At 71.7% G+C, this 19,790-nt stretch carries 15 protein-coding genes; 8 read left to right on the forward strand and 7 right to left on the reverse strand.

What is annotated here, in order from left to right:
* Positions 1–188 precede the first annotated feature (188 nt).
* Positions 189–746, reverse strand: a complete 558-nt coding sequence (locus tag C2L58_RS48270; RefSeq protein ID WP_199191784.1) for a TetR/AcrR family transcriptional regulator — start codon at positions 744–746, stop codon at positions 189–191.
* A 113-nt stretch (positions 747–859) separates the two neighbouring features.
* Here C2L58_RS48270 and C2L58_RS48275 point away from each other — a divergent pair, with 113 nt between their 5' ends.
* On the forward strand, positions 860–2,317 hold the full coding sequence (locus tag C2L58_RS48275) for a flavin-containing monooxygenase (protein ID WP_103344336.1): 1,458 nt from the start codon (positions 860–862) through the stop codon (positions 2,315–2,317).
* A gap of 58 nt (positions 2,318–2,375) precedes the next feature.
* Here C2L58_RS48275 and C2L58_RS48280 read toward each other — a convergent pair whose 3' ends face one another.
* The 3 genes from C2L58_RS48280 to C2L58_RS48290 form a co-directional block, all read right to left on the reverse strand.
* Positions 2,376–2,846: a helix-turn-helix domain-containing protein gene (locus tag C2L58_RS48280; protein WP_103344337.1), complete on the reverse strand. Its 471-nt coding sequence runs from the start codon at positions 2,844–2,846 to the stop codon at positions 2,376–2,378.
* Positions 2,847–3,026: 180 nt separating this feature from the next.
* Positions 3,027–4,700, reverse strand: a complete 1,674-nt coding sequence (locus tag C2L58_RS48285; protein ID WP_103344338.1) for an LCP family protein — start codon at positions 4,698–4,700, stop codon at positions 3,027–3,029.
* 144 nt (positions 4,701–4,844) lie between these two features.
* Entirely contained in the window at positions 4,845–6,998 is a 2,154-nt protein-coding gene (locus C2L58_RS48290; protein ID WP_103344339.1) for a phospholipase, read from the reverse strand.
* Positions 6,999–7,163: 165 nt separating this feature from the next.
* Here C2L58_RS48290 and C2L58_RS48295 point away from each other — a divergent pair, with 165 nt between their 5' ends.
* Positions 7,164–8,294 (forward strand): hypothetical protein, encoded by a 1,131-nt coding sequence (locus tag C2L58_RS48295; protein ID WP_103344340.1) that lies wholly within the window; start codon positions 7,164–7,166, stop codon positions 8,292–8,294.
* Here the strand turns inward: C2L58_RS48295 and C2L58_RS48300 are convergent.
* Together C2L58_RS48300 and C2L58_RS48305 are read right to left on the reverse strand one after the other, a co-directional pair.
* The gene (locus C2L58_RS48300) at positions 8,272–9,714 is read right to left on the reverse strand and encodes a GGDEF domain-containing protein (protein WP_103344341.1); all 1,443 of its coding nucleotides are present in this window, start codon (positions 9,712–9,714) and stop codon (positions 8,272–8,274) included. The two genes, C2L58_RS48295 and C2L58_RS48300, sit on opposite strands and share 23 nt — an antisense overlap.
* 284 nt (positions 9,715–9,998) lie before the next feature.
* Complete coding sequence (locus C2L58_RS48305; RefSeq protein ID WP_103344342.1) at positions 9,999–11,213, reverse strand: MFS transporter; 1,215 nt, start codon at positions 11,211–11,213, stop codon at positions 9,999–10,001.
* 337 nt (positions 11,214–11,550) lie between these two features.
* Between C2L58_RS48305 and C2L58_RS48310 the strand changes: the two genes are divergently transcribed.
* Complete coding sequence (locus C2L58_RS48310) at positions 11,551–12,450, forward strand: SDR family NAD(P)-dependent oxidoreductase (RefSeq protein WP_103344343.1); 900 nt, start codon at positions 11,551–11,553, stop codon at positions 12,448–12,450.
* Positions 12,451–12,510: 60 nt separating this feature from the next.
* On the opposite strand, the gene C2L58_RS48315 is transcribed toward C2L58_RS48310, so the two are convergent.
* Positions 12,511–14,376, reverse strand: a complete 1,866-nt coding sequence (locus C2L58_RS48315) for an AMP-dependent synthetase/ligase (RefSeq protein ID WP_103344344.1) — start codon at positions 14,374–14,376, stop codon at positions 12,511–12,513.
* Between the two features lie 212 nt (positions 14,377–14,588).
* Between C2L58_RS48315 and C2L58_RS48320 the strand changes: the two genes are divergently transcribed.
* The 5 genes from C2L58_RS48320 (at position 14,589) to C2L58_RS48340 (ending at position 19,781) form a co-directional block, all read left to right on the forward strand.
* Positions 14,589–15,245, forward strand: coding sequence for a transcriptional regulator (locus C2L58_RS48320; RefSeq protein ID WP_103344345.1), 657 nt, complete (start codon positions 14,589–14,591; stop codon positions 15,243–15,245).
* A gap of 598 nt (positions 15,246–15,843) precedes the next feature.
* Complete coding sequence (locus C2L58_RS48325; RefSeq protein ID WP_103344346.1) at positions 15,844–18,411, forward strand: sensor histidine kinase; 2,568 nt, start codon at positions 15,844–15,846, stop codon at positions 18,409–18,411.
* Positions 18,411–18,830, forward strand: a complete 420-nt coding sequence (locus C2L58_RS48330) for a roadblock/LC7 domain-containing protein (protein ID WP_013229428.1) — start codon at positions 18,411–18,413, stop codon at positions 18,828–18,830. Before C2L58_RS48325 ends, C2L58_RS48330 begins: the two co-directional genes overlap by 1 nt.
* On the forward strand, positions 18,827–19,198 hold the full coding sequence (locus C2L58_RS48335; RefSeq protein ID WP_103344347.1) for a DUF742 domain-containing protein: 372 nt from the start codon (positions 18,827–18,829) through the stop codon (positions 19,196–19,198). The genes C2L58_RS48330 and C2L58_RS48335 overlap by 4 nt, the downstream gene beginning before the upstream one ends.
* Positions 19,179–19,781: a GTP-binding protein gene (locus tag C2L58_RS48340; protein WP_103344348.1), complete on the forward strand. Its 603-nt coding sequence runs from the start codon at positions 19,179–19,181 to the stop codon at positions 19,779–19,781. Before C2L58_RS48335 ends, C2L58_RS48340 begins: the two co-directional genes overlap by 20 nt.
* Positions 19,782–19,790: the final 9 nt, after the last annotated feature.

The following is a 19,790-nucleotide window of genomic DNA, read 5'->3' on the forward strand; positions in this document are numbered from 1 at the left end:
TCCCTCACCAGCATCCTTACACAACCGTGACGCGGTCACCGCGGTTTCGTGACGTGGTTCCCGCGCCCCTCCTCAGGTCGCGAAGGTCCAGCACACTTTCTACCTTGTCATCGGTACCGTAGAGCAACTCTGTGTCACAGGACACGACAACGCTGAGTAACGACCAGATGGCCTAGTGCACGCGCAGGCTAACGTGCACGCTGCCGCAGGCCGGTCCACAGCACGTCCATGGCGTATTCGGTGGCCGTCTCGGGGCTCACTTCGTCGTGGCGCTCGCACCAGATCGCGAGCCGTTCGCACGCTCCGACCACGAATTCCGCGGCCGCTTCGGCCCGCAGGTCGTCCCCGGTGTCGAAGTGGCCGCTCATCAGCGCGGCGATGAGGTCGGTCTGCTGCCGCCGGGTCTCCTCGACCTCGTCGGCGGCCGGCGTGCCGATCAGCACCATCTCGTGCCGCAGCAGCGACCACGCCTGACGCCGTTCCCGGATGAAGACGAAGAAGGCCAGCAGGCCGCGCCGCAGCGCGTCTTCGGCGTCCACCGCGCCGACCGTCGCCTGCTCGGTGACCTCGCGCAGCACCGCCCGCGACTCCCGGATGCAGGCCAGCAGCAGGCCTTCCTTCGAGTTGAAGTACTCGTAGAGCATCGGCTTCGAGACGCCCACCAGTTCGGCGATCTCGTCCATCGACGCCGCCGCGTAGCCGCGTGCCGAAAAGACCTGCTCGGCGACCTCGATCATCTGCCGCATCCGGTCGGCCCGGGGCATGCGCTTGCGCTTCGCGGTGGTCACGGGCCACACTCTACCGCTGGTAACCTACTCCCAGTAAGTTGGACGACGGGTAACAGGAACTCGGAGGCGTCATGGGCAACCGCACGGAGACCGGGGTCGTCATCGTCGGGACCGGGTTCTCCGGTCTCGGCATGGCGATCCAGCTGCTCGAAGAGGGCCGGGAGGACTTCGTCATCCTCGAGAAGGCCCACGACGTCGGCGGCACCTGGCGCGACAACAGCTACCCGGGCTGCGCCTGCGACATCCCGTCGCACATGTACTCGTTCTCCTTCGAGCAGAACCCGGGCTGGTCGCGGGCCTACTCGCCGCAGCCGGAGATCTGGCGCTACCTGCGCGAGGTCGCCGACAAGCACGACCTGCGCCGGTTCGTCCGGTTCGGCCAGGAGATGACCGGCGCCCGCTGGGACGCCGAGGAGAACCGGTGGCACGTCGCCACGAGGGGCGGCGACGAGTTCACCGGTACCGCGCTGGTCGCCGGGGTCGGCGCGCTCCACCTGCCGATGATCCCGGAGCTGCCCGGGATCGAGAAGTTCGCGGGTCCGGCCTACCACTCCGCGCGGTGGCGGCACGACGTCGACCTCGCGGGAAAGAAGGTCGCGGTGATCGGCACCGGCGCCAGCGCGGTCCAGTTCGTGCCGAGGATCGCGCCCGAGGTGGCGGAGCTGACGCTGTTCCAGCGGACGCCGCCGTGGATCATGCCGAAGGCCGACCACGAGATGTCCGGCCGCACGCGGGCGCTGTTCAAAGCGTTCCCGCCGGCCCAGCGCGCCTACCGCACCCTGCTCTACTGGCTGCTCGAAGCGCGGGCGATCGGCTTCAACGGCCAGTCGTGGGTGATGAAGCTCGGGCAGCGGATCGCCAAGCGCACCATCGACCGCGCGATCGAGGACCCGCAGCTGCGGCGCAAGGTGACCCCGGACTACACGATGGGCTGCAAGCGCGTGCTCGTCTCCAACGACTACTACCCGGCACTGGCGCGCGCCAACGTCGACGTCGTCACCGAGGGCGTGCGGGAGGTCCGCGAGCACAGCATCGTCGACGCCGCGGGCGTCGAGCACGAAGCCGACGTCCTCATCTACGGCACCGGCTTCCACGTCACCGACGCCTTCGACGACCTGGAGATCGTCGGCCGCGACGGGCGCAACCTCGGCAAGGAGTGGGCGACCGAGGGGATGCGGACGCACCTCGGGATCACCGTCGCGGGGTTCCCGAACCTGTTCTTCCTGCTCGGCCCCAACACCGGCCTCGGGCACAACTCCGTCGTGTTCATGATCGAGGCGCAGATCTCCTACATCGCCGAGGCGCTGCGGCTGGCCGCCGGCCGGGCGATCGAGCCGAAGCCCGAAGTCCAGGAGCGGTTCAACACGCGGATCCAGCGCAAGCTCGCGAAGGGCATCTGGACCCGCGGCGGCTGCAAGAGCTGGTACCTGGACGCGAAGGGCGTCAACCGGACGATCTGGCCCGGCTTCACCTGGCGCTACTGGCTGGACACCCGGAAGGTGCGGCGCGAGGACTTCCAGGTCGGCTGAGGGTCGTGAGTGTTTAGGCGGGTTCTAACCCGCCTAAACACTCACGACCGCCGGGGGATCAGCGGGAGGTGTAGCGGCGGAGGTGGGCGATCAGGTCGACGGTCGGCATCCGGCACAGCTCGGCCATCCGCTCGAGGGCGGGCAGGTCGAGGGCGATCTCGCCGCCGCCCTGCTCGCCGGCCTGCCGCAGGCGGTCCTCGGCCCACCGGCGCAGCGGCGACAGGTCGGGAGGGGCGTCGGCGACGACCTTGCGCAGGTCGACGCGGACCCGCCCGGGCTCGTCCAGGAACACCCGGCGGTGCACCTTGGCCAGCAGGTCCTGGGGCAGTTCGTCCATCGCGACGCACAGCTCGACCAGGCGCACGACGGAGCACTGTCTGGTGCCCAGCTCGTAGGTGGCCAGCGTCTGCAGCGAGATCTCGCTCTGCAAGTGCTGGTTCAGCTCCTTGCGCGTCCACCCTCGGCTGCGCCGGAGCTTGCGGAGCTCGTCTCCGAGGATCCGCTGGTACTCCTCAGCGTCGATCAGCACATCAATGTCCCCTGCCGTGCGCTCCCGCGGCACCCGCACGGGCGTGATAATTCCCGTGCAGGTGCACCCTCACGTGTATGTAAGTGCGCTGGCGCCCGGCCCTTACGCGATTTCGGGCATGTCTTTGATACCGATTGCGCGAGTTAGGCCGAATGGGTTAACGACGGCTCGCTCACCGGCTCAGTTCACGCAGGGAACGCCCTCGGCGGTGATCGGCTTTTCCTCGTCGGCCCCGGCCGGCGGGGGTGCGGCGGCCTGCGACGTCGCTCCCGGCGCACCGGCGCCCGAGCCCGCGTCGGAGGTCGTGCCCTGGTAGTCGGCGCCGAGGAACACCGTCACGTGGCCCGCGGCCACGCTCTTGTCCTCCTGGATCGTCGGCGAGCCGCCCAGGGCGGACGCGACGGCCTGGCCCTTGTCCTTGCCGCCCTTCGGCACCCAGATCACCGTGGTCTTGCGCGAGGTCGCGTTGGACGTTTCGCCGGAGGTGAAGCCCTTGCCTTCGAGGGTCTTGGCGACGCCCGCCGCGAGGCCGGTGCGCCCGGAAGCGTTCCGGACGTCGACCGTGGTCGCCTTGTTGGCGGGGTCGGCCTGCTGGGCGGGCGGAGCTGACTCGCCCGGCTGCGGCCCGGCGAGCCCCTGCACGAACTGCTTCACCGCGGTGGGGTCGACCTGGATGGCCGAGCCGTCTTCGGGGGTCTTGTAGTCGATGTTCTTCACCGGGATGGTGCGGAACTCGAGCTGGCCGCCGGTCAGGCCCTTCATCTGCTGGGCGAACCCGAAGATGTCCCAGTGCTGGCTGAGCACGACCGACTTCTTGATCGCGTCGATCAGGTCGTTGAGCTTGCCGGGGTTGGTCAGCGTGCCGGCCGAGAGCACCTTGCGGGCCATGCCGGCCATGAACACCTGCTGGCGCACGACGCGGTCGAGGTCGCCGTTCGGCAGGCCGTGGCGCTGCCGGACGAACTCGAGGGCTTCGACGCCGGAGATCGTGTGCTGGCCCTTGGTGAAGTTCGCGCCGGAGTACTCGTCCTTGACGTTGTTGTTCAGGCAGACGTCGACGCCGCCGACGGCCTTGGTGATCTCGCTGAAGCCGAGGAGGTTCACCGCGGCGTAGTTGTCGATGGTCGACCCGGTGAGGTTCTGGACGGTCTCGATCAGCTCGCGAGCCCCGGCCTGGTTGGCCTGGACGTCGAGCTCCTTCGGGTCGGTGACGCCCTTCTTCTGCAGGTCCTTGCGGGCCGTCAGCATCGCCCGCGCGTACGCCGAGTTGATCTTGTGCTTGCCGTAGCCGCCGGGGATGTCGACGTAGGTGTCTCGCGGCAGCGAGATCGCGACGGCCTTGCTGCCGTCGTTGGGGATGTGCACGAAGATCAGCGAGTCGGTGTTGAGCTCGCCGTCGGCGTCGCCGGCGCGCAGCTCGTCGAGCACCTCGCGCGGCAGCGGGTTGCCCTGGGCGTCGGTGCGGCTGTCGAGGCCGACCAGCAGGATGTCGCGGGCGCCGTCGGCGGGCTTCTCGCCACCGCCGCCGTCGCTGATCACGTTCGTGTAGTTGAGCCCGTTGACCAGGCCCTGCATGGCCGCCCAGGCGTACCCGGTCAGGCCCATCACCAGCAGCGAGACGACGGTCAGCGCGATCTTCGCGCCGCGGAAGGAGTTGCGGCCGGCGCGCGCGGCCGGGCGCGGCTGCGGACGGCGGGACGCCGGCGGCGCCGCACGGCGGGCATCCGCCGGCTCGCGACGCGGTGCCGGGCGGCGCGCCGGGTTGGCGCGCCGTGCGTCGTCGCGGCCTGGCTCGTCCTGCCAGGGCCGGGCGGGGCGACGGCCGCCTTGCCCGTTCCGAGGCGGGTGGTCCACGCGGGCGACTCCTCACTCCATCGATCGGGTGGTGCTGAGGGATGGACGCATGGTGCCTCCCCCGGGTTGCCGTAGCGTTACACATCCCCCTGCGAATGTGCTCCGCGCCACCCAGTTTCCCGCACGTTCGATGGTTTCGCCTGGTCAGGACGCCACGTTCGCCGGCGGTCGAACCGGGATGAGCGTCCCCGCGGCGGCCAGCAGGGCGAATGCGGCCGTCACCGCGTGGAGGGTGACGCCGAGGAAGCCGGGCGTGCTGCCGTCGGCGGCGAACAGCAGCGACGGCGCGCAGGCGAGCGCGGTGGCCAGCCACGTGCCGGTCGCCGCGCCGGCCCCGATCCGGATCGTGTGCAGCAGGAAGACCCCGAGCAGCAGGTGCACCAGGCTCTGGATCGGGTCGAGCCGCAGGCCGAGCAGGTCGGCGTCGGCGGCGACCCCGCCGAAGCGGGTCAGCGCGAAGCCGAACACGCCCAGCGTCGCGTAGCCGGTCCCGAGCCCGGCCGCGGCCCGGGTGAGCACCGCCGTCCGGCGGCCGGGGTGGTCGGCCGCGCGCGGCTCCCGGACGCCGTGGGTGTGCCGTTCGAACCACCAGAAGACCAGCGTGGCGGGCACCGCGAGCAGCCCGACCGCGACCAGCGTGCGCGGGCGGATCAGCCAGCTGACCCCGTCGGCGATCCGGCCGGGCAGGTACACGACGGCGACCAGCAGCAGCATCGCGGCGAGGAACGCCAGGTAGAGGCTCATCGGCGCGCGCAGGACGAACCGGCACGCGCGGGCGACGCCCGGCCGGTCGCCGAGCCTGGCGAGCGGGCGGGCCAGCAGCCCGAGCACGCCCAGCTGGACGAGGCCGAGCAGCAGCACGCCCCACGGCGGGGCGGAGAACGCGGCGGGCGCGCCCGGGCTGCCGAGCAGGACGGGTGGCCCGTCCCGCAGGACGCTCATCCCGGCGAGACCCGCGACCCCGGCCGCGGCGGCCGCGACGAGCAGCCGGCGCGCCGGGCGAACGCCGTCGGCGTGCGCGAACGCGAGCTGCTGGGCGAGCAGGGCGATGGCGAACGTCGCCACGTACCGCGGCAGCGGCGAACCGGACCAGCTCGCGGCCAGCTCGCCGCCGGCGATCAGGGCGAGCAGCCCCGCGGCCGCGGGCACCGGCGCCCGGCGGTGCAGGGCCAGCAGCGGGGGTGCGCACACGATCGTCAGCAGGTAGACGCCGAGCAGCCAGAGCGGGTGCAGCGCGATCCGCATCACCGTCGCCGTCGTCCCCGCCGGGCTGCCGAGCAGTTCGAGCGCGAGCGGCGTCAGCAGCGCGACGACCGCGAAGATCAACGCCGGGCGCAGCAGCGGGCTCGCGCGTTCGGCCAGGTAGTGGCGGTAGCCGCCGCCGGCTTGCTGCTCGGCGCGCCAGCCGGCCGCGTTGGCGTGGCCGCCGGCGAAGTAGATCAGCGGGGCGAGCTGGGCGAGCCAGGTGAGCGGCCACAGCGCCGTCTCGGCCCCCCCGGCCCAGTGCGCGAGCGCGGTCACGGACTCGCCGAGCAGCAGGACGACGACCCCGCCGGCGCCGAGCAGGGCCCACCGGCTGATCTCCGCGGGTGCGGCCGCGGGCACGGGCGCCCGCGGCACGCGGCGCGCCCGCAGCCAGCCGCGCAGCCGGAAGACCAGCAGGCAGGCGATCACCAGCACCCCGGCGACCATCGGGCCGATCGGGTCGCCGACCGGCGGGCCCCAGCGCTGGTGCCACGAGTTGACGACCAGCCCGGCCGAGTAGAAGGAGGCGACGACCCGGCAGGTGAGCGCCGAGTTCATCGGGTTGAGGTCGCAGGCGTGGTGCATGTCGTAGGCCAGGCGGTCGTCCAGGGCCTCGCGGACCTCGGGGCCGAGCGGGTGGCCCTTGCGGTCGGCGTACCGGAGCAGGTCGTAGCCGAGGTCGTGGGCCTTGCACGGCACGGCGTAATCCCACTTCGTGTTGTCGTCACCCCACGGCGTCGAGCAGCCGCCGTCGACGTGCACGGCGCGGACCGTGCCGTCGCGGGCCGGCAGCGCGCCCGGGGTGACGCCGCTGAGCGCGGTGAAGTCCTTCGGCAGCCGGGCGAGCGCGTCGGGGTGCGGACCGGGGTGGACCAGCGCCTCGACGGCGTTCTGCGCGGCCAGCACGTCACCGGTCGGCGGGCCCTGGTCCGGCGGGGCCGGCGGGCGCGAGGCGATCAGCCCGAACGCGAAGACGACCAGCAGGACCAGCAGCAGCCACCCGGACGTCGACCAGGGTCGGCGGGTGCGTGGCGAATCGGTCGGTGCCGGCATGGGTTCAAGGGTGCCAGCCCCGCTCGGCGGCCGACATGGGGATAACCGCCGGGTTGCCCCGGGGGTTTGCCGCAGGCTGCCCGGACGGCTGCCCGTTCTTCCCTACCGCGGCGCGGACGTCCTGGTGAGACTGGGGAGAGGGGGCGCGGCGACCAGGAGGCAGCAGTGCGCTCGACCGAGCTCGCCGTGCCCGCGGAGAACACCGTGCGCGCACTGCGCCGGCTCGCCCCCGGCGCCCGGCTGCGCGAACCGCGCACGCCGGAGCTGCGGGTGCTGGCCGGTGCGCTGCGCGACTGCGCGCCGCCGGAGCTGGCCCGCGCCCACCCCGGGCCGGTCGCCCGGGCGGTGCTGGCCGCGCAGCTGCGGGCGCTGGACCGGGCGATGACCGGCTTCTTCGCGGCCGACGAAGGTGGCCGGGAGGCGGCTCGCCTGGTGCGGGCGGCCTTTTTCGGCAAGGTCCGGCAGGCACGGCCGCTGCTCGACCGGCTGCGCACCGAGCCGGGCTTGCGGACGGCGGCACTGGCCTGGGCGGACGTGCTCGGCCACCGGATCCTGGCGGGAGAGCTGCGCGGGGTCCGGGAGCGTCCCGGGGAAGAGGACGGCCGGCTGGCGGCGGAGCTGGCGGTGGCGGCGCTGTTGCCGCGCGCCGAGACCGGCGCGGGCGGGCGTGAGGTGCTCCTGCCGCCGGACGGTGCTGCGGGTGGGCCGGTGGGCGGTGGTTCGGCGCCGGGCTCCGGGCCGGTGGGCGTGCCGCCCGGCGGTGGTGCGGGGGATGCGACCGGGCCGCGGCCGGTGGGCGATGGTTCGCTGCGGGGCTCCCGGCCGGTGGGCGAGCCGCGAGACGGTGCGGGTGATGCGGCCGGCCCGCCGGGAGGCACGCCCGATCCGGGTGACCGTGGCTCCCCGCCTCCTGCCGCCGCGGCCGGCGGCAGCGTCTTCCTCGACGTCCGCTCGGTCCGCGTCACCGACCGCGGTTTCCGGGTCGACGTCCACGCCGATCCCCCCGTCGAGCTGCTGCGCGACGGCGACGGCCTCACCCTCCGCGCCCTGTGGTGGAACGGCCTGGACCGGGTCGCCGACGACCTCGGCCACGAGTACCTCCTGCTGGCCAGGGACCACGCCGGCACCGGGACGGTCCGGCACTGGTGCCACCCCCGTCCCGCGCCCGGCGCGGGCGCCCTGCGGCTCGAGTCCGCCGGCTACCGCGGTGAGCTGGTGCGGCTGGCCCCGGCCTCGGCCGGGACCTGCGCCGAGGTGCTCGTCAAGCTCGAGCTCACCGTCCGGCTGGGGGCGTGACCGTGTCCGGGGCGAAGCAGACCTGGTCGCGGCCGTTCTCCTTCGCCAGGTAGACCGCCGCGTCGGCGGACTGGAGGAGACGCTCGAGGGTGTCCCCGTGGCGGGGGTGGCGGGCCACGCCGATCGACGTCGTGCGGTCGGCGATGGTCGCCGGGTCGCCGCGCTTGTCCGTCGTCACCATGTGCAGCTTGGCGATCGCGATGCGGATGCGCTCGGCGGCGTCCCACGTCGCCTCTTCGCCGATGTCCGGCAGCAGAACGAGGAATTCCTCGCCGCCGAAACGGCCGACCAAGTCGCTCGGCCTGGTCACGTCGTCGAGCGTTTGCGCAACGGTGCGCAGCACGTCGTCGCCCGCCGGATGTCCATAGGTGTCGTTAATCCACTTGAAGTGGTCCAGATCGACCATCAGCAACGCCAGTTGATCACCCGATCGAGCGGTCCGTTCAAGAGCCCGTTCCGCCGCCTCTGACCAGCCACGCATGTTGAGAATGCCCGTTTTCGGGTCCGTCCGGACGTCGTTCTGGAGCTGATCGAGTTCCGCGAGGCGATTGAAGACCACGGTGACCACGGCCATCACTGCCACCATCGGCGGGACGGCGGCGAGCAGGATCGCGGTCACCGCGCCGAGGCCGATGGTGATCGCTTCGAGCATGTTGTCGGCCGGGCTGCCCAGCACGTTACGAACCGTGCGCCCGGCGGGGGATCCGAGCAGCAGGACCCCGCCCACGTACGCGATCTGGATCGCTTCGTAGATGGCTCCGGTGACGACGATGGTGCCGGACTCGCGGAGGAAGTCACCCCACCCCGGCCGCCCGAGCAGGTGCGGCCCGAGCGCCGTGTAGGTGAGGTGGGCGAGTGCGCCGGCGAGGCCGTGCGTGATGGACGAAAATATGAAGTTGTGGGCCGGCCGCCGCGCGATGAACCAGTGCTGCAACCGGATGACGGCAATGACGAAAAGGATGAGCGGTACCGGCAGTATCATCGCGGCGGAAAACGTCCACACGGCGGTGAGGTCGATCAGCACCGTTTTGGTCCGGTCGCGTCGCCGTTCTTCCTGGCGCTGGGTCAGTTGAATGTGGACGGTGGCACCCGCGGCCAGAATCGCGAAATTGATCCAGTCGTTTCCGGACGGAATCGGCGAACGTGCGAACGACACGGCGAGAACGGCCACCGCGACGGCCTCGGCCGCCAGCATGAAGGCGACCTGCACCGGACGGCGGCGCCAGAGCGCCCAGTTGCCCGGCCAGTACGCGTGGCGGACCCGGGCGGTCGCCGGTGCGCCACTGGTCGTGGTCGCGGGCGTACCTGTGGTCACGTCCGGTTCCGCGGCGCCGTGGTCTCGGGACGCGGCCGCCCGTGCCGCCTGGTCGCCGCCCGGTTCGCCCGGCGCGGCGGGGTCCCCGTCCGGTCCTGGATGCAATTGGTCACCTCCTTTCCAGCCTAGTCCCGGCCTTGAGTAATCTCATCGGTACCTGGCAGAGTGTTCACGCATTCCGTAACCGGGTACCATCCCACAGCAACGGATCGGCCAAGGCCCCGGAGTAACTGCCGGGAACGCGGCGCAAACGGTTCTGCGAGACTCTCCCCGCATGGAGGTGGCCCCCATGAGCAACCGCGACTTCTGAACCACCCTCGAATTGTCACCCGTGGCGTCCGCGAATGCCATTCATGATCTTGGCCGTACCCGGAGGTGGCACCTGGCGCTCACGACGGCCACGGTTGCGGTGCCGCCCCGCCCACCCGGCGCCAGGCGAACGCCACCGGCACGGCCAGCAGCAGTCCCACCGCGCCCGCCAGCGCGATGGTCGTGTGCGCGGAACCCAGCGCCTGCGCGACCAGCCCACCCACGCCGACACCCACGCCCTGCGCGACCCGCAGCCCGGTCCGGTACAGCCCACCCGCGCTGCCCCGGATGTCGTTCGGCACCCACGTGATGAACGTGGCGGACACCGTGATGACGTACGCGCCCGTCGCGCCGGCCAGCGCGAGCAGGATCAGCGCGAACGCCAGGTTCGGCCGCAGCGCGAACGCCGCCAGCGCGGCCAGCGGCAGCGCGGCGAGCACGCCGAGCAGCTTGCGGCGGTGCTCGGTCGTGACGAACCGCGACAGCAGGAACGTCCCGGCGACGAAGCCCAGCGGATCGGCGGCCAGCAGCCAGCCCACCGCCTGGTCGCCCGCGCCCAGCTGTGCGGCGAGCGGCGCCGCGAGGCCCTCCGGGATCACCGCCAGGCCGACGAGCCAGGACAGGTAGAGCAGCACCCGCAGCCGTTCGTCGCCGAAAACCTGCCGGACGGCGCCGAACCACGGGGCACCGCCGTCGCCCGCGGCGGGCCGCCGCAGCACCAGCAGCCACACGGCGACGGCGGCCACCAGGAACGTCAGCGCGTCGATCGCCAGCGCCCACGACGTCCCGATCGTGGTCACCAGCAGCCCGCCGACGGCGAGGCCGGCCAGCATCGCGGTGTTGTTCGTGATCCCGCGCAGGTCCTGGCTCTGCAGGTAGACGTCGTCGTCGGTGAAGACCTCGCGCCCGAGCGCGTTCTGCGCGGCGTTGCCGGGCGCGTTCGCCAGCCTCGCGAGGACGAACAGCGCGAACAGCCAGCCCATCGGCATCCCGGGCAGGGCCATCAGCCCGATCAGGACGGCCTGGGCGAGCGAGCCGATCACCAGCACCGCGCGCCGGGGGAACCGGTCGGCGAGCTGGGACAGGCCGAGCCCGCCGGCGAGCGCGGGCAGGAACGTCAGGGAGTAGACGACGGCCGACAGCAGCGGCGACCCGGTCCGGTCGAAGGTCAGGATGGCCAGCGCGACGATGGTCAGCTGGTCACCGAGCATCGACTGCGTCTCGGCGAACCACAGCGCGCGGAACTCGCGGTTGGCCAGGACGGCCCGGAGCCGGGGTGTCGCGCGCGTTGTCACCTCGTCACCACCACCGTCCCCCGATCGAGTGAACTGGACCGTCGCATTGTGCCTCTCCGGTGACGACGCCGTCCGGGGGAGTCACGGCCTACCACCGGGAAGCACCCACAGTATGCCGCCGGTTACGCGCCGATGTCCCCTGAATGCGAGCCAGTCACCCCCTCGTGACCGGCCCCCGGGTACGTCCGGCTGATCGAACCGGACTCGCTCGGCGCAAGGCGGCGGCCGCTCGTCGTCGCGCCGATGCCGCGTTGGACCGAATGGGCCAAGACTGGACAGTGAGCCGGCCGGGGTGGACGGACCGCGCGCCGCCGGCGCTGCAGATCGGGGAGAAGCGATGGACGGGTTGATGGAGGGCAAGGCGGTCGTGGTCACCGGCGCCGGCCGGGGCCTGGGCGAAGCGTTCGCGGTGCACATCGCGCGCGCGGGCGGGGCAGTGGTGGTCAACGACGTCGACGCCGAGCTGGCGGAGCGGACGGCGGACACCATCCGGGCGCACGGCGGCCGCGCCGTCGCGAGCGGGCACAGCGTGGCCGAGGCGGGGGAGGCGCAGGAGATCGTCGACCTGTGCGTCAAGGAGTTCGGCGGGATCGACGGGCTGGTCAACAACGCGGGGCTGAACTACGAGGCGCTGCCCTGGGAGGACGACGCCGAGCAGGCGCGGGAGCTCGTCGCGGTCAACGTCCTCGGCGTGGTGAACACCGGCCTGGCCGCGATCAAGGCGATGGTCGACGCGGGCACCGGCGGTTCGATCGTCAACATCTCCTCGGGCGCTTCGCTCGGGCAGCGCAAGCTCGGCGTGTACGCGGCGAGCAAGGGCGCGGTCGCGTCCCTGACCTACTCCTGGGCCCTCGACCTCGAGGACGTCGGGATCCGCGTCAACGCCGTCTGCCCGCTCGCGCACACGCGGATGGTGTGGAAGTCCGAACGCTCTCTGCGCGCCTGCCCGCCGGACCGCACGCCGTCGCGGATCGCGCCGGTCGTGCTGTTCCTGCTCGGCGAGGGTTCGGACGGCATCACCGGGCAGATGATCCGGTGCAACGGCCCGCAGCTGCACGTCATGGGCCAGCCGTTCCTCAAGCAGCCGATCCTCGAGCGCCCGGTGTGGGACACCGAGACCGTGCAGAAGGCGTTCGACGAGGTCTTCTCCGCCCACCTGGAGAACTACGGCCTGGAGAAGCGCGTCCCGCCACGGCTGCGCAAGTGGACGGAAACGACCTCGCCCCGGACCGCCTGACCCGGTCGTGAGTGGTAACGCGGGTTCTAACCCGCGTTACCACTCACGACGAGGTGACCACTAGGACCCGGCGGCCGGCTCGGGGTCGCGCACCGCCGCGTAGAGAGCCTCGATGTCGGCCGAATAGCGGTCGTTGATGACCCGGCGCTTGAGCTTGAGCGTCGGGGTCAGCTCGCCGGATTCGGGCGTCCACGCCTTCGGGAGCACGTGGTAGCGCTTGATCTGCTCGATCCGCGCGAGCCTGCTGTTGGCCGACTCGACCGCGCGTTCCAGCTCGGCCCGGACGGCCGGGTGGTCGGCGAGCTCTGTGAGGTCTTCGGGGGCCGCCTCGACGCCGTTCGCCGCGGCCCAGCCGGGCGCGATCTCGTCGTCGAGCACGATCAGCGCCGTCACGTACGGCCGGTCGTCGCCGATCGCGACCGCCTGGCCGATCAGCGGGTGCTCCTTGAGCAGGCCCTCGACGCGGGTCGGCGCGATGTTCTTGCCGCTCGAGGTGATGATCAGTTCCTTCTTGCGGTCGGTGATCGTCACGAAGCCGTCTTCGTCGACCGTGCCGATGTCGCCGGTGGCGTACCAGCCGTCCGCGTCGGTGGCGTCCTGGATCGTCCCGTCCTCCTGGAGGTACCCGAGGAACACGATCGGGCCGCGCACCAGCAGCTCGCCGTCCTCGGCGACCTTCACCTCGACGCCGTCCAGTGGCTTGCCGACGGTGCCCGCGCGGAACGCCGCGCCGGAGTTGGACGTCGCCGCGCCCGTCGTCTCGGACAGGCCCCAGACCTCGCAGATCTCGATGCCGAGCCCGGCCAGGAAGTAGATGATCTCCACCGGGATGGCGGCCGCGCCGCTGGAGGCGACGAGCACCTTGTCGAGCCCGAGCAGGGCGCGCACCGGCGCCAGCGCGGCTTCGTCGGCCTGCCGGATCTTCTCGGCCAGGTCCGCGGGCACCGGCTGCCCGGCGCTGCGCAGCTTGTAGCCCTGCTGCAGCAGCTCGTTCGCCTGCAGCAGCGCGGTGCGCCTGTCCTCCGGGACGCCGCCGAGCATGTTCTTGAGCCCGGCGACCATCTTCTCCCACACGCGCGGGACGCCGAAGAAGCTCTGCGGGTGCACCTTGCCGAGCGCGCCGACGACACCGGTCGGGTCGGCGAGGGTGTGCACGTGCCCCGCCCAGACGATCGGCAGGTAGATCGACAGCTCGCGCTCGGCGATGTGGGCCAGCGGCAGGTACGCGATGTTCGTCGCGTGCATCGGCGGGTGGTGCAGCTCGGTGACCGCGTACGCCTGGTGGATCGCGTTGCGGTGCGAAAGGACGACGCCCTTCGGGTCGCCGGTGGTGCCGGAGGTGTAGATCATGGACAGCGGGTCGTCCGGCTTGATCTCCGGCCAGGACCGTTCGAAGACGCCGGGGTCGGCGGCAAGCGCTTCCCGGCCCCGGGCGCGCAGATCGGCGAGGGAAACGAACCGGTCGTCGCCGCCGGGGATCGCGGTCTCCTCCATTACGACGACGTGCCGCAGCGCCGGGAGGTCGTCGAGTACCGGCCGCCAGCGCGCCAGCTCGCTCTCCCCGCCGAGCACCACGACCGGTGCCGCGCTGTGCCGCGCGACGAACCGGATCTGGTCCGGGCTGAGCGTGGCGTAGGCGGTGCAGGGGATCCCGGACAGGTGCGTCGCGGCGAGGTCGGCGACGATGTGGTCGGGGCAGCCGGGCGCCATGATCAGCATGCGGTCACCGGCGGCGAGCCCGAGCCCGGCCAGCCCCCGGGAGACCTCGGCGATCGCGGTGCGGAACTCCGCCCACGTCAGCGTCGGTTGTCCTTCGATGTCGAGCGAGGTGATCGCCGGCAGGTCCGGGTACTCGACCGCGTTGCGGTGCAGCAGCCGCGGGATCGTCTGGCCTTCGGTCTGCTCGGCGACGGACGGGGTGGTCAACGCTGGCCTCCTCGGTACTCCGGATGGCCACACTGTAGGGGCTCCCGGCGCAGGGGGATAGAGAATCGCGGCCACGTCAAGCGGCACCGTCGAACCGGACATAGCGGTCAGGTCTCCACCACTGTCCACTGTGTACACGGGCGGCCGCGCCGGAACCGCGCTTCAATGGAGGGGCTGCTTCCACGAGGGACGGCGGACTCCGGGGGGAATCGATGACGCGGTCGGCGCGCAAGCTGCTCGAAGAGATCCAGGCGGAACTCGCGCCGCACGACGGCGACAACCGGCTCGTGCCGCTGATCGCCGCGGGCCGGGCCCCGCGTGCGGTGTTCGCCGCGCTCGCCGCCGAGGAGAAGCTGATCACGCTCAGCGACTGGCGCAGCTTCCACGCGCTGGCCGCCCGGGCCGACGAACCGAACGCGCGCACCTTCTTCGGCGGGCTCGCGCCGGGCGAGCAGCAGGCGAACGGGATGCTCGACGCGTTGCTCGCGGCGACTGGTCCGGACCACGGGCGGGAACTGCCCCGCGCCGGCTGCCAGGTCTACCCGGCCTACGTCGCCTGGCTCGCGCTGAACGGCGAGTCGTCGGCGACCGCGGCCGGGATCTTCGCCAACTTCGCCGCCTTCGGCCGGTACTGCCGGGACGTCGCCGCCGGCATGCGGGAGCACTACGGCTTCACCGACGAGCAGTGCGCGTTCTTCGACTTTTTCGCTGCGGACGTTCCGGAAATAGAAGAACAAGCGCTCGCCGCGATCCAGGCCGGCCTCGACGCCCACCGGCTCGACGACCGCGAAGCGCACCGCTGCGCGCGGCTGTTCCAGAGCTACGAACTGCTCTTCTGGAACACGCTGGCCGACGAGTTCCCGGGCTGAGTGCTTGCCGCAGCCGCGGAACCGGTACCGGGCCACCACAGCGTGATCGACCGACCGCGAATGCGGAATACCGGGAATTCTCGCTCGGTCTCCGGCGAATCCGCGGCAGCGTTTCGCCGATCCTGCGCATTCCGCTTTCCCGCGGCTGTCCACTCCGGACGAAGGCGGGGTGCGGGGGTGCGAGTGCGGGTCCGTGATGTTTGTCACCGAACGATTCGTCGCTGTCGTACGTAGAGGGGCCGGCCGGGACGCACGGCGGCGATCGGGAGCGCTCCCAGTGCTCACATCCGTACGGGGAACGAAAGTCGCCCTGCGACGAAGGTCACGACTTACGGTGGTGGACTTTCCAAGCGCAGGCAGCGAGTGTTGAGGGGTCACCGTTCCAAGATCACGTTCTCGCCACGGACTTGACGCGCCCTGGAGGGCTGCCTAACGTCGTCGCGGGCGAAGCAGACCACGGTGATGTTGATCCGGCTGGTCGGAATCCGGGTGTCGAACGCCTCGGGCGACCCGAAACCATGTACTGCCGGAAGGAAAACGGACCCAGGTGAAGCAGATTTCTCTTCGACGCAACCGGGGATCCTCGATTCGGAAGCGCGTGCTCACGATCGCGCTCGTCCCCAGTATCGCGCTGTTGCTGGTCGGTGTGGCCCTCGCGGGTTACCTCATCTACGACGCGGTAACCGGCCGGGACTACACGAACCGCATCCGGGGCTCGGAAGCCCCGTCGATCCCCTTCCTCGCCTCACTGCAGCAGGAGCGCCAGGCCACGCTGAGCTTGCTCGCGGGCCAGAGCAACCAGCGTGCCGTGCTGGCGGCCGTCCGGCCGAAGACGGACGAGAACGCCGCGAAGACGATCCAGTACCTCAAGGACAGCTTCGCCGACTACGACGACACCCCGCCGAGCGTGCTGAAGAACATCACCACGTTCTTCGGGCTGTACCAGCAGCTGCCGCAGAACCGGCAGGCCATCGACGGCGGCCAGATGCAGATCAACCAGGCCTTCGTCTACTACAACAAGATGATCGACCAGTTCACCGACGGCGTGGCCGGGCTCGCGCAGAACGCGCGCGGCGCCCAGAACGCCTTCGACCGGCTGACCGCCATCCCGCTGTTCACCGCGGCCGACGCGATGCAGCGCAGTGACGCGCTCGCCGCCGCCGGGCTGGCCGCGGGCGGGCTGAGCAACGACGACTTCCGGACCTACGTCGGTCAGGTCGGTGCCTACCACGCCCAGCTCGACGCCTCGGCGCCGAAGCTGATCCCCGAGGTCAAGGCCAAGTACGACGAGCTGCTGGCCAGCCAGCCGTGGCAGACGGTGAACCAGGTCGAGACCACGTTCCTGCGCGGTGACCTGTCGAAGCTGCCGGTGCCGCAGGACCAGTGGCGCACCGCCGCCCGCCAGGTCGGTTCCGCGCTGATGGGCATCTTCATCCTCCAGAGCTCCAACGCGAGCCAGGCGGCGATCAACGACGCGGACTCGACGTTCACCGAGTCGCTGATCGCCGGCGTGATCGCGGTCCTGTTCGCGGTCTTCGTGGTGTTCGTCGCCGTCCGGCTGTCGAACCGGCTCATCGGCCGCCTGCACCGGCTGCGCGAGGACACCCTCGACGCGGCCGAGGTCCGGTTGCCCGAGCTGGTCGCCCGGGTCCAGGCGGGCGAGCCCGTCGACCTCGAGGAGGGCGGCCACTTCCTCGACCACGGCACCGACGAGATCGGCCAGGTCGCCGACGCGTTCAACAAGGCGCAGCAGACCGCCATCGCGGCCGCCATCGAAGAGGCGAAGACCAGGGAGGGCACCAAGACGGTGTTCCTCAACATCGCCCACCGCAGCCAGGTCATCGTGCACCGCCAGCTCAAGGTGCTCGACCAGGCCGAGCGCAAGCAGGAGGACCCGGAGCAGCTGGACACCCTGTTCCAGCTCGACCACCTCTCCACCCGCGCCCGCCGCAACGCCGAGAACCTGATCATCCTCGGCGGCGGGCAGCCGGGCCGTCAGTGGCGCAACCCGGTCGGGCTCGCCGAACTGGTCCGCGGCGCGTCCGCCGAGACCGAGGACTTCGCCAGGGTCAAGGCGGCGGTGCTGCCGCAGATCGCCGTCCGCGGCCCGGTCGTCGGCGACCTCGTGCACCTGCTCGCCGAGCTGATCGACAACGCGACGGCGTTCTCGCCGCCGCAGTCCCGGGTCGAGATCCGCGGCAACGTGGTCGGCAAGGGCGTCGTGATCGAGGTCGAGGACCAGGGCCTCGGGCTCGAGCCGGACCAGACCGAAGAGATCAACACGATGCTGGCCGACCCGCCGGACTTCGGGATCATGGCGCTGTCGGACGAGCCCCGCCTGGGCCTGTTCGTGGTCGCGCGGCTGGCCGCGCGGCACGGCATCCAGGTGCACCTGCGGGAGTCGGCCTACGGCGGCACCCGGGCCATCGTCCTGGTGCGCACCGACCTGCTCGCCCCGCTCGCCGAGATCGAGCCGGAGCAGCCGATCACCCCGCCGAAGCCGGAGCTCGTCCCCAACCTGGCCGAGCCCGAGACGACGGCCAACGACGAGGTCGCGCCGCTCAAGCGGCCGGTCCGCCGTCCGCCCCGGCACCGCACCGAGCCGCCCGCCGCCCCGCCGGCGCCCCCGACCGCTCCCGCGGCCGTGAGCCAGCCGCCCACGCCGGTGCCGCCGATGGCGGCCCCGCCGGTGACCGTCCCGCCGCCGGCCCCGGTCCAGCCGTCCGCCCAGCCGTCGTCCGCGCCGACGCCGGTCCCGGTCGGGTCGGTGTCGGAGCCGGTGAGCCAGCCGACCCAGGCCCAGCCCGTGGCCGCGGTCCGGCCGCCCGCCCCGCCCGCCCGGTCCTCGCGCCCGGCGCGGCCGGCCGCGCAGCAGCCGGTGTGGCCGCCGCAGGAGCCGCGGGCCGCGGCGACGCCCGAAAGCCGCCCGCAGCAGCCGCGCCGCCCGGAGGCGCCCGGCCGCCCGCCGCTGCCGCAGCGGCGACGCCAGCAGAGCCTCGTCCCGCAGCTGCGGGAAGATAAGCCGGCGACCGCGGAACGCGAAGAGGTCCGGCTGGACTCCCCGGAGGTCGCCCGCAGCAGGCTGTCCGCCTTCCAGCAGGGCACCCGGCGGGCCCGAGACGAAGAGTTTCCCGAGAACGACGACAGGTACGGAGAGCGCGAGTAATGGTCAACTCAGGCGCCCACGAGCTCGACTGGCTGCTGGACGACCTCGTCAAGCGGGTCGCCGGGGCGGACCGGGCGGTGGTGCTGTCCTCGGACGGCCTGCTCATCGGGAGGTCGGGCAACCTTTCCGAGGAGGACGCCGAACACCTGTCCGCGGTGGCTTCGGCGTTCCAGAGCCTGGCCCGCGGCACCGGGCGGCACTTCGGCGGCGGCAACGTCCGCCAGACGATGGTCGAGATGGACCACGCGTTCCTGTTCGTGACGGCGGCCGGGCGGGGCGCCTGCCTCGCCCTGCTGGCCCGCGAAGACGCGGACATGGGGCTGGTCGCGTACGAGATGAACCTGATGGTGAAGCGCGTCGGCCAGGTCCTCACCTCGGCCCCGCGGACCGGTGCCGGCGTCCTGCCCACGTCGCCATGAGCGCACGGCACGAAGCCTGGTTCGACGACGAGGCCGGCCCCCTGGTCCGGTCCTACGCGGTCACGGGCGGCCGCACCCGGTCGGACACGCTCGGGCTCGACCTCATCACGCTCGTGGTCGCCCTGCGCACCGCGCACGAGGCGGGCATGCTCGAACCGGAGTACGCGCGGATCATCGCCTTGTGCCAGCGGCCGGTCTCGGTGGCCGAGGTGGCCGCCCGGGTCGATCTCCCGCTGCCCGTGGTGAAGGTGATGCTGAGCGACCTCATCGAGCAGAACCTGGTGCTGTTCCGTACCGCGGCACCGGCCAAGGAAACCCCCAACCGACACGTATTGCAGGCGGTTCTTGATGGCATCCGGAAACTCTGACCCCCGGCGGAACCTGACCGCGACCGCGGTCAAGGTACTCATCGCCGGCGGGTTCGGGGTCGGCAAGACCACGATGGTCGGCTCGGTGAGCGAAGTGCCGCCACTGCGAACCGAGGAGGTCATCACCACCGCGTCCGAGGGTGTCGACGACCTGTCCGGCGTCGAGCAGAAGACGACCACGACGGTCGCGCTCGACTTCGGCCGCATCACGATCAACCCCGACCTGATCCTCTACCTGTTCGGCACGCCGGGGCAGGACCGGTTCTGGTTCATGTGGGACGAGCTGGCGGAGGGCGCGCTCGGCGCCGTCGTGCTGGCCGACACGCGGCGGCTCGACAGCTGCTTCGCCGCGGTGGACTTCTTCGAGCGCCGCAACCTGCCGTTCGTCGTCGGCGTGAACTGCTTCGACGGCGCGTACCGCTACGGCACCGAGGAGGTCCGGCAGGCGCTCGACGTCGGCATGGACGTCCCGCTGCTGCTGTGCGACGCCCGCGAGCGCGACTCGACGAAGCAGGTGCTGACCAGCCTGATGGAACACGTGATGGCGCGGTCCGACCTCGCGGCCGCCCAGGGCGGCTACTGATTGAACCTC

Origin of the sequence: Amycolatopsis sp. CA-126428 (assembly GCF_002904335.1) — a bacterium.
Lineage (GTDB): Bacteria > Actinomycetota > Actinomycetes > Mycobacteriales > Pseudonocardiaceae > Amycolatopsis.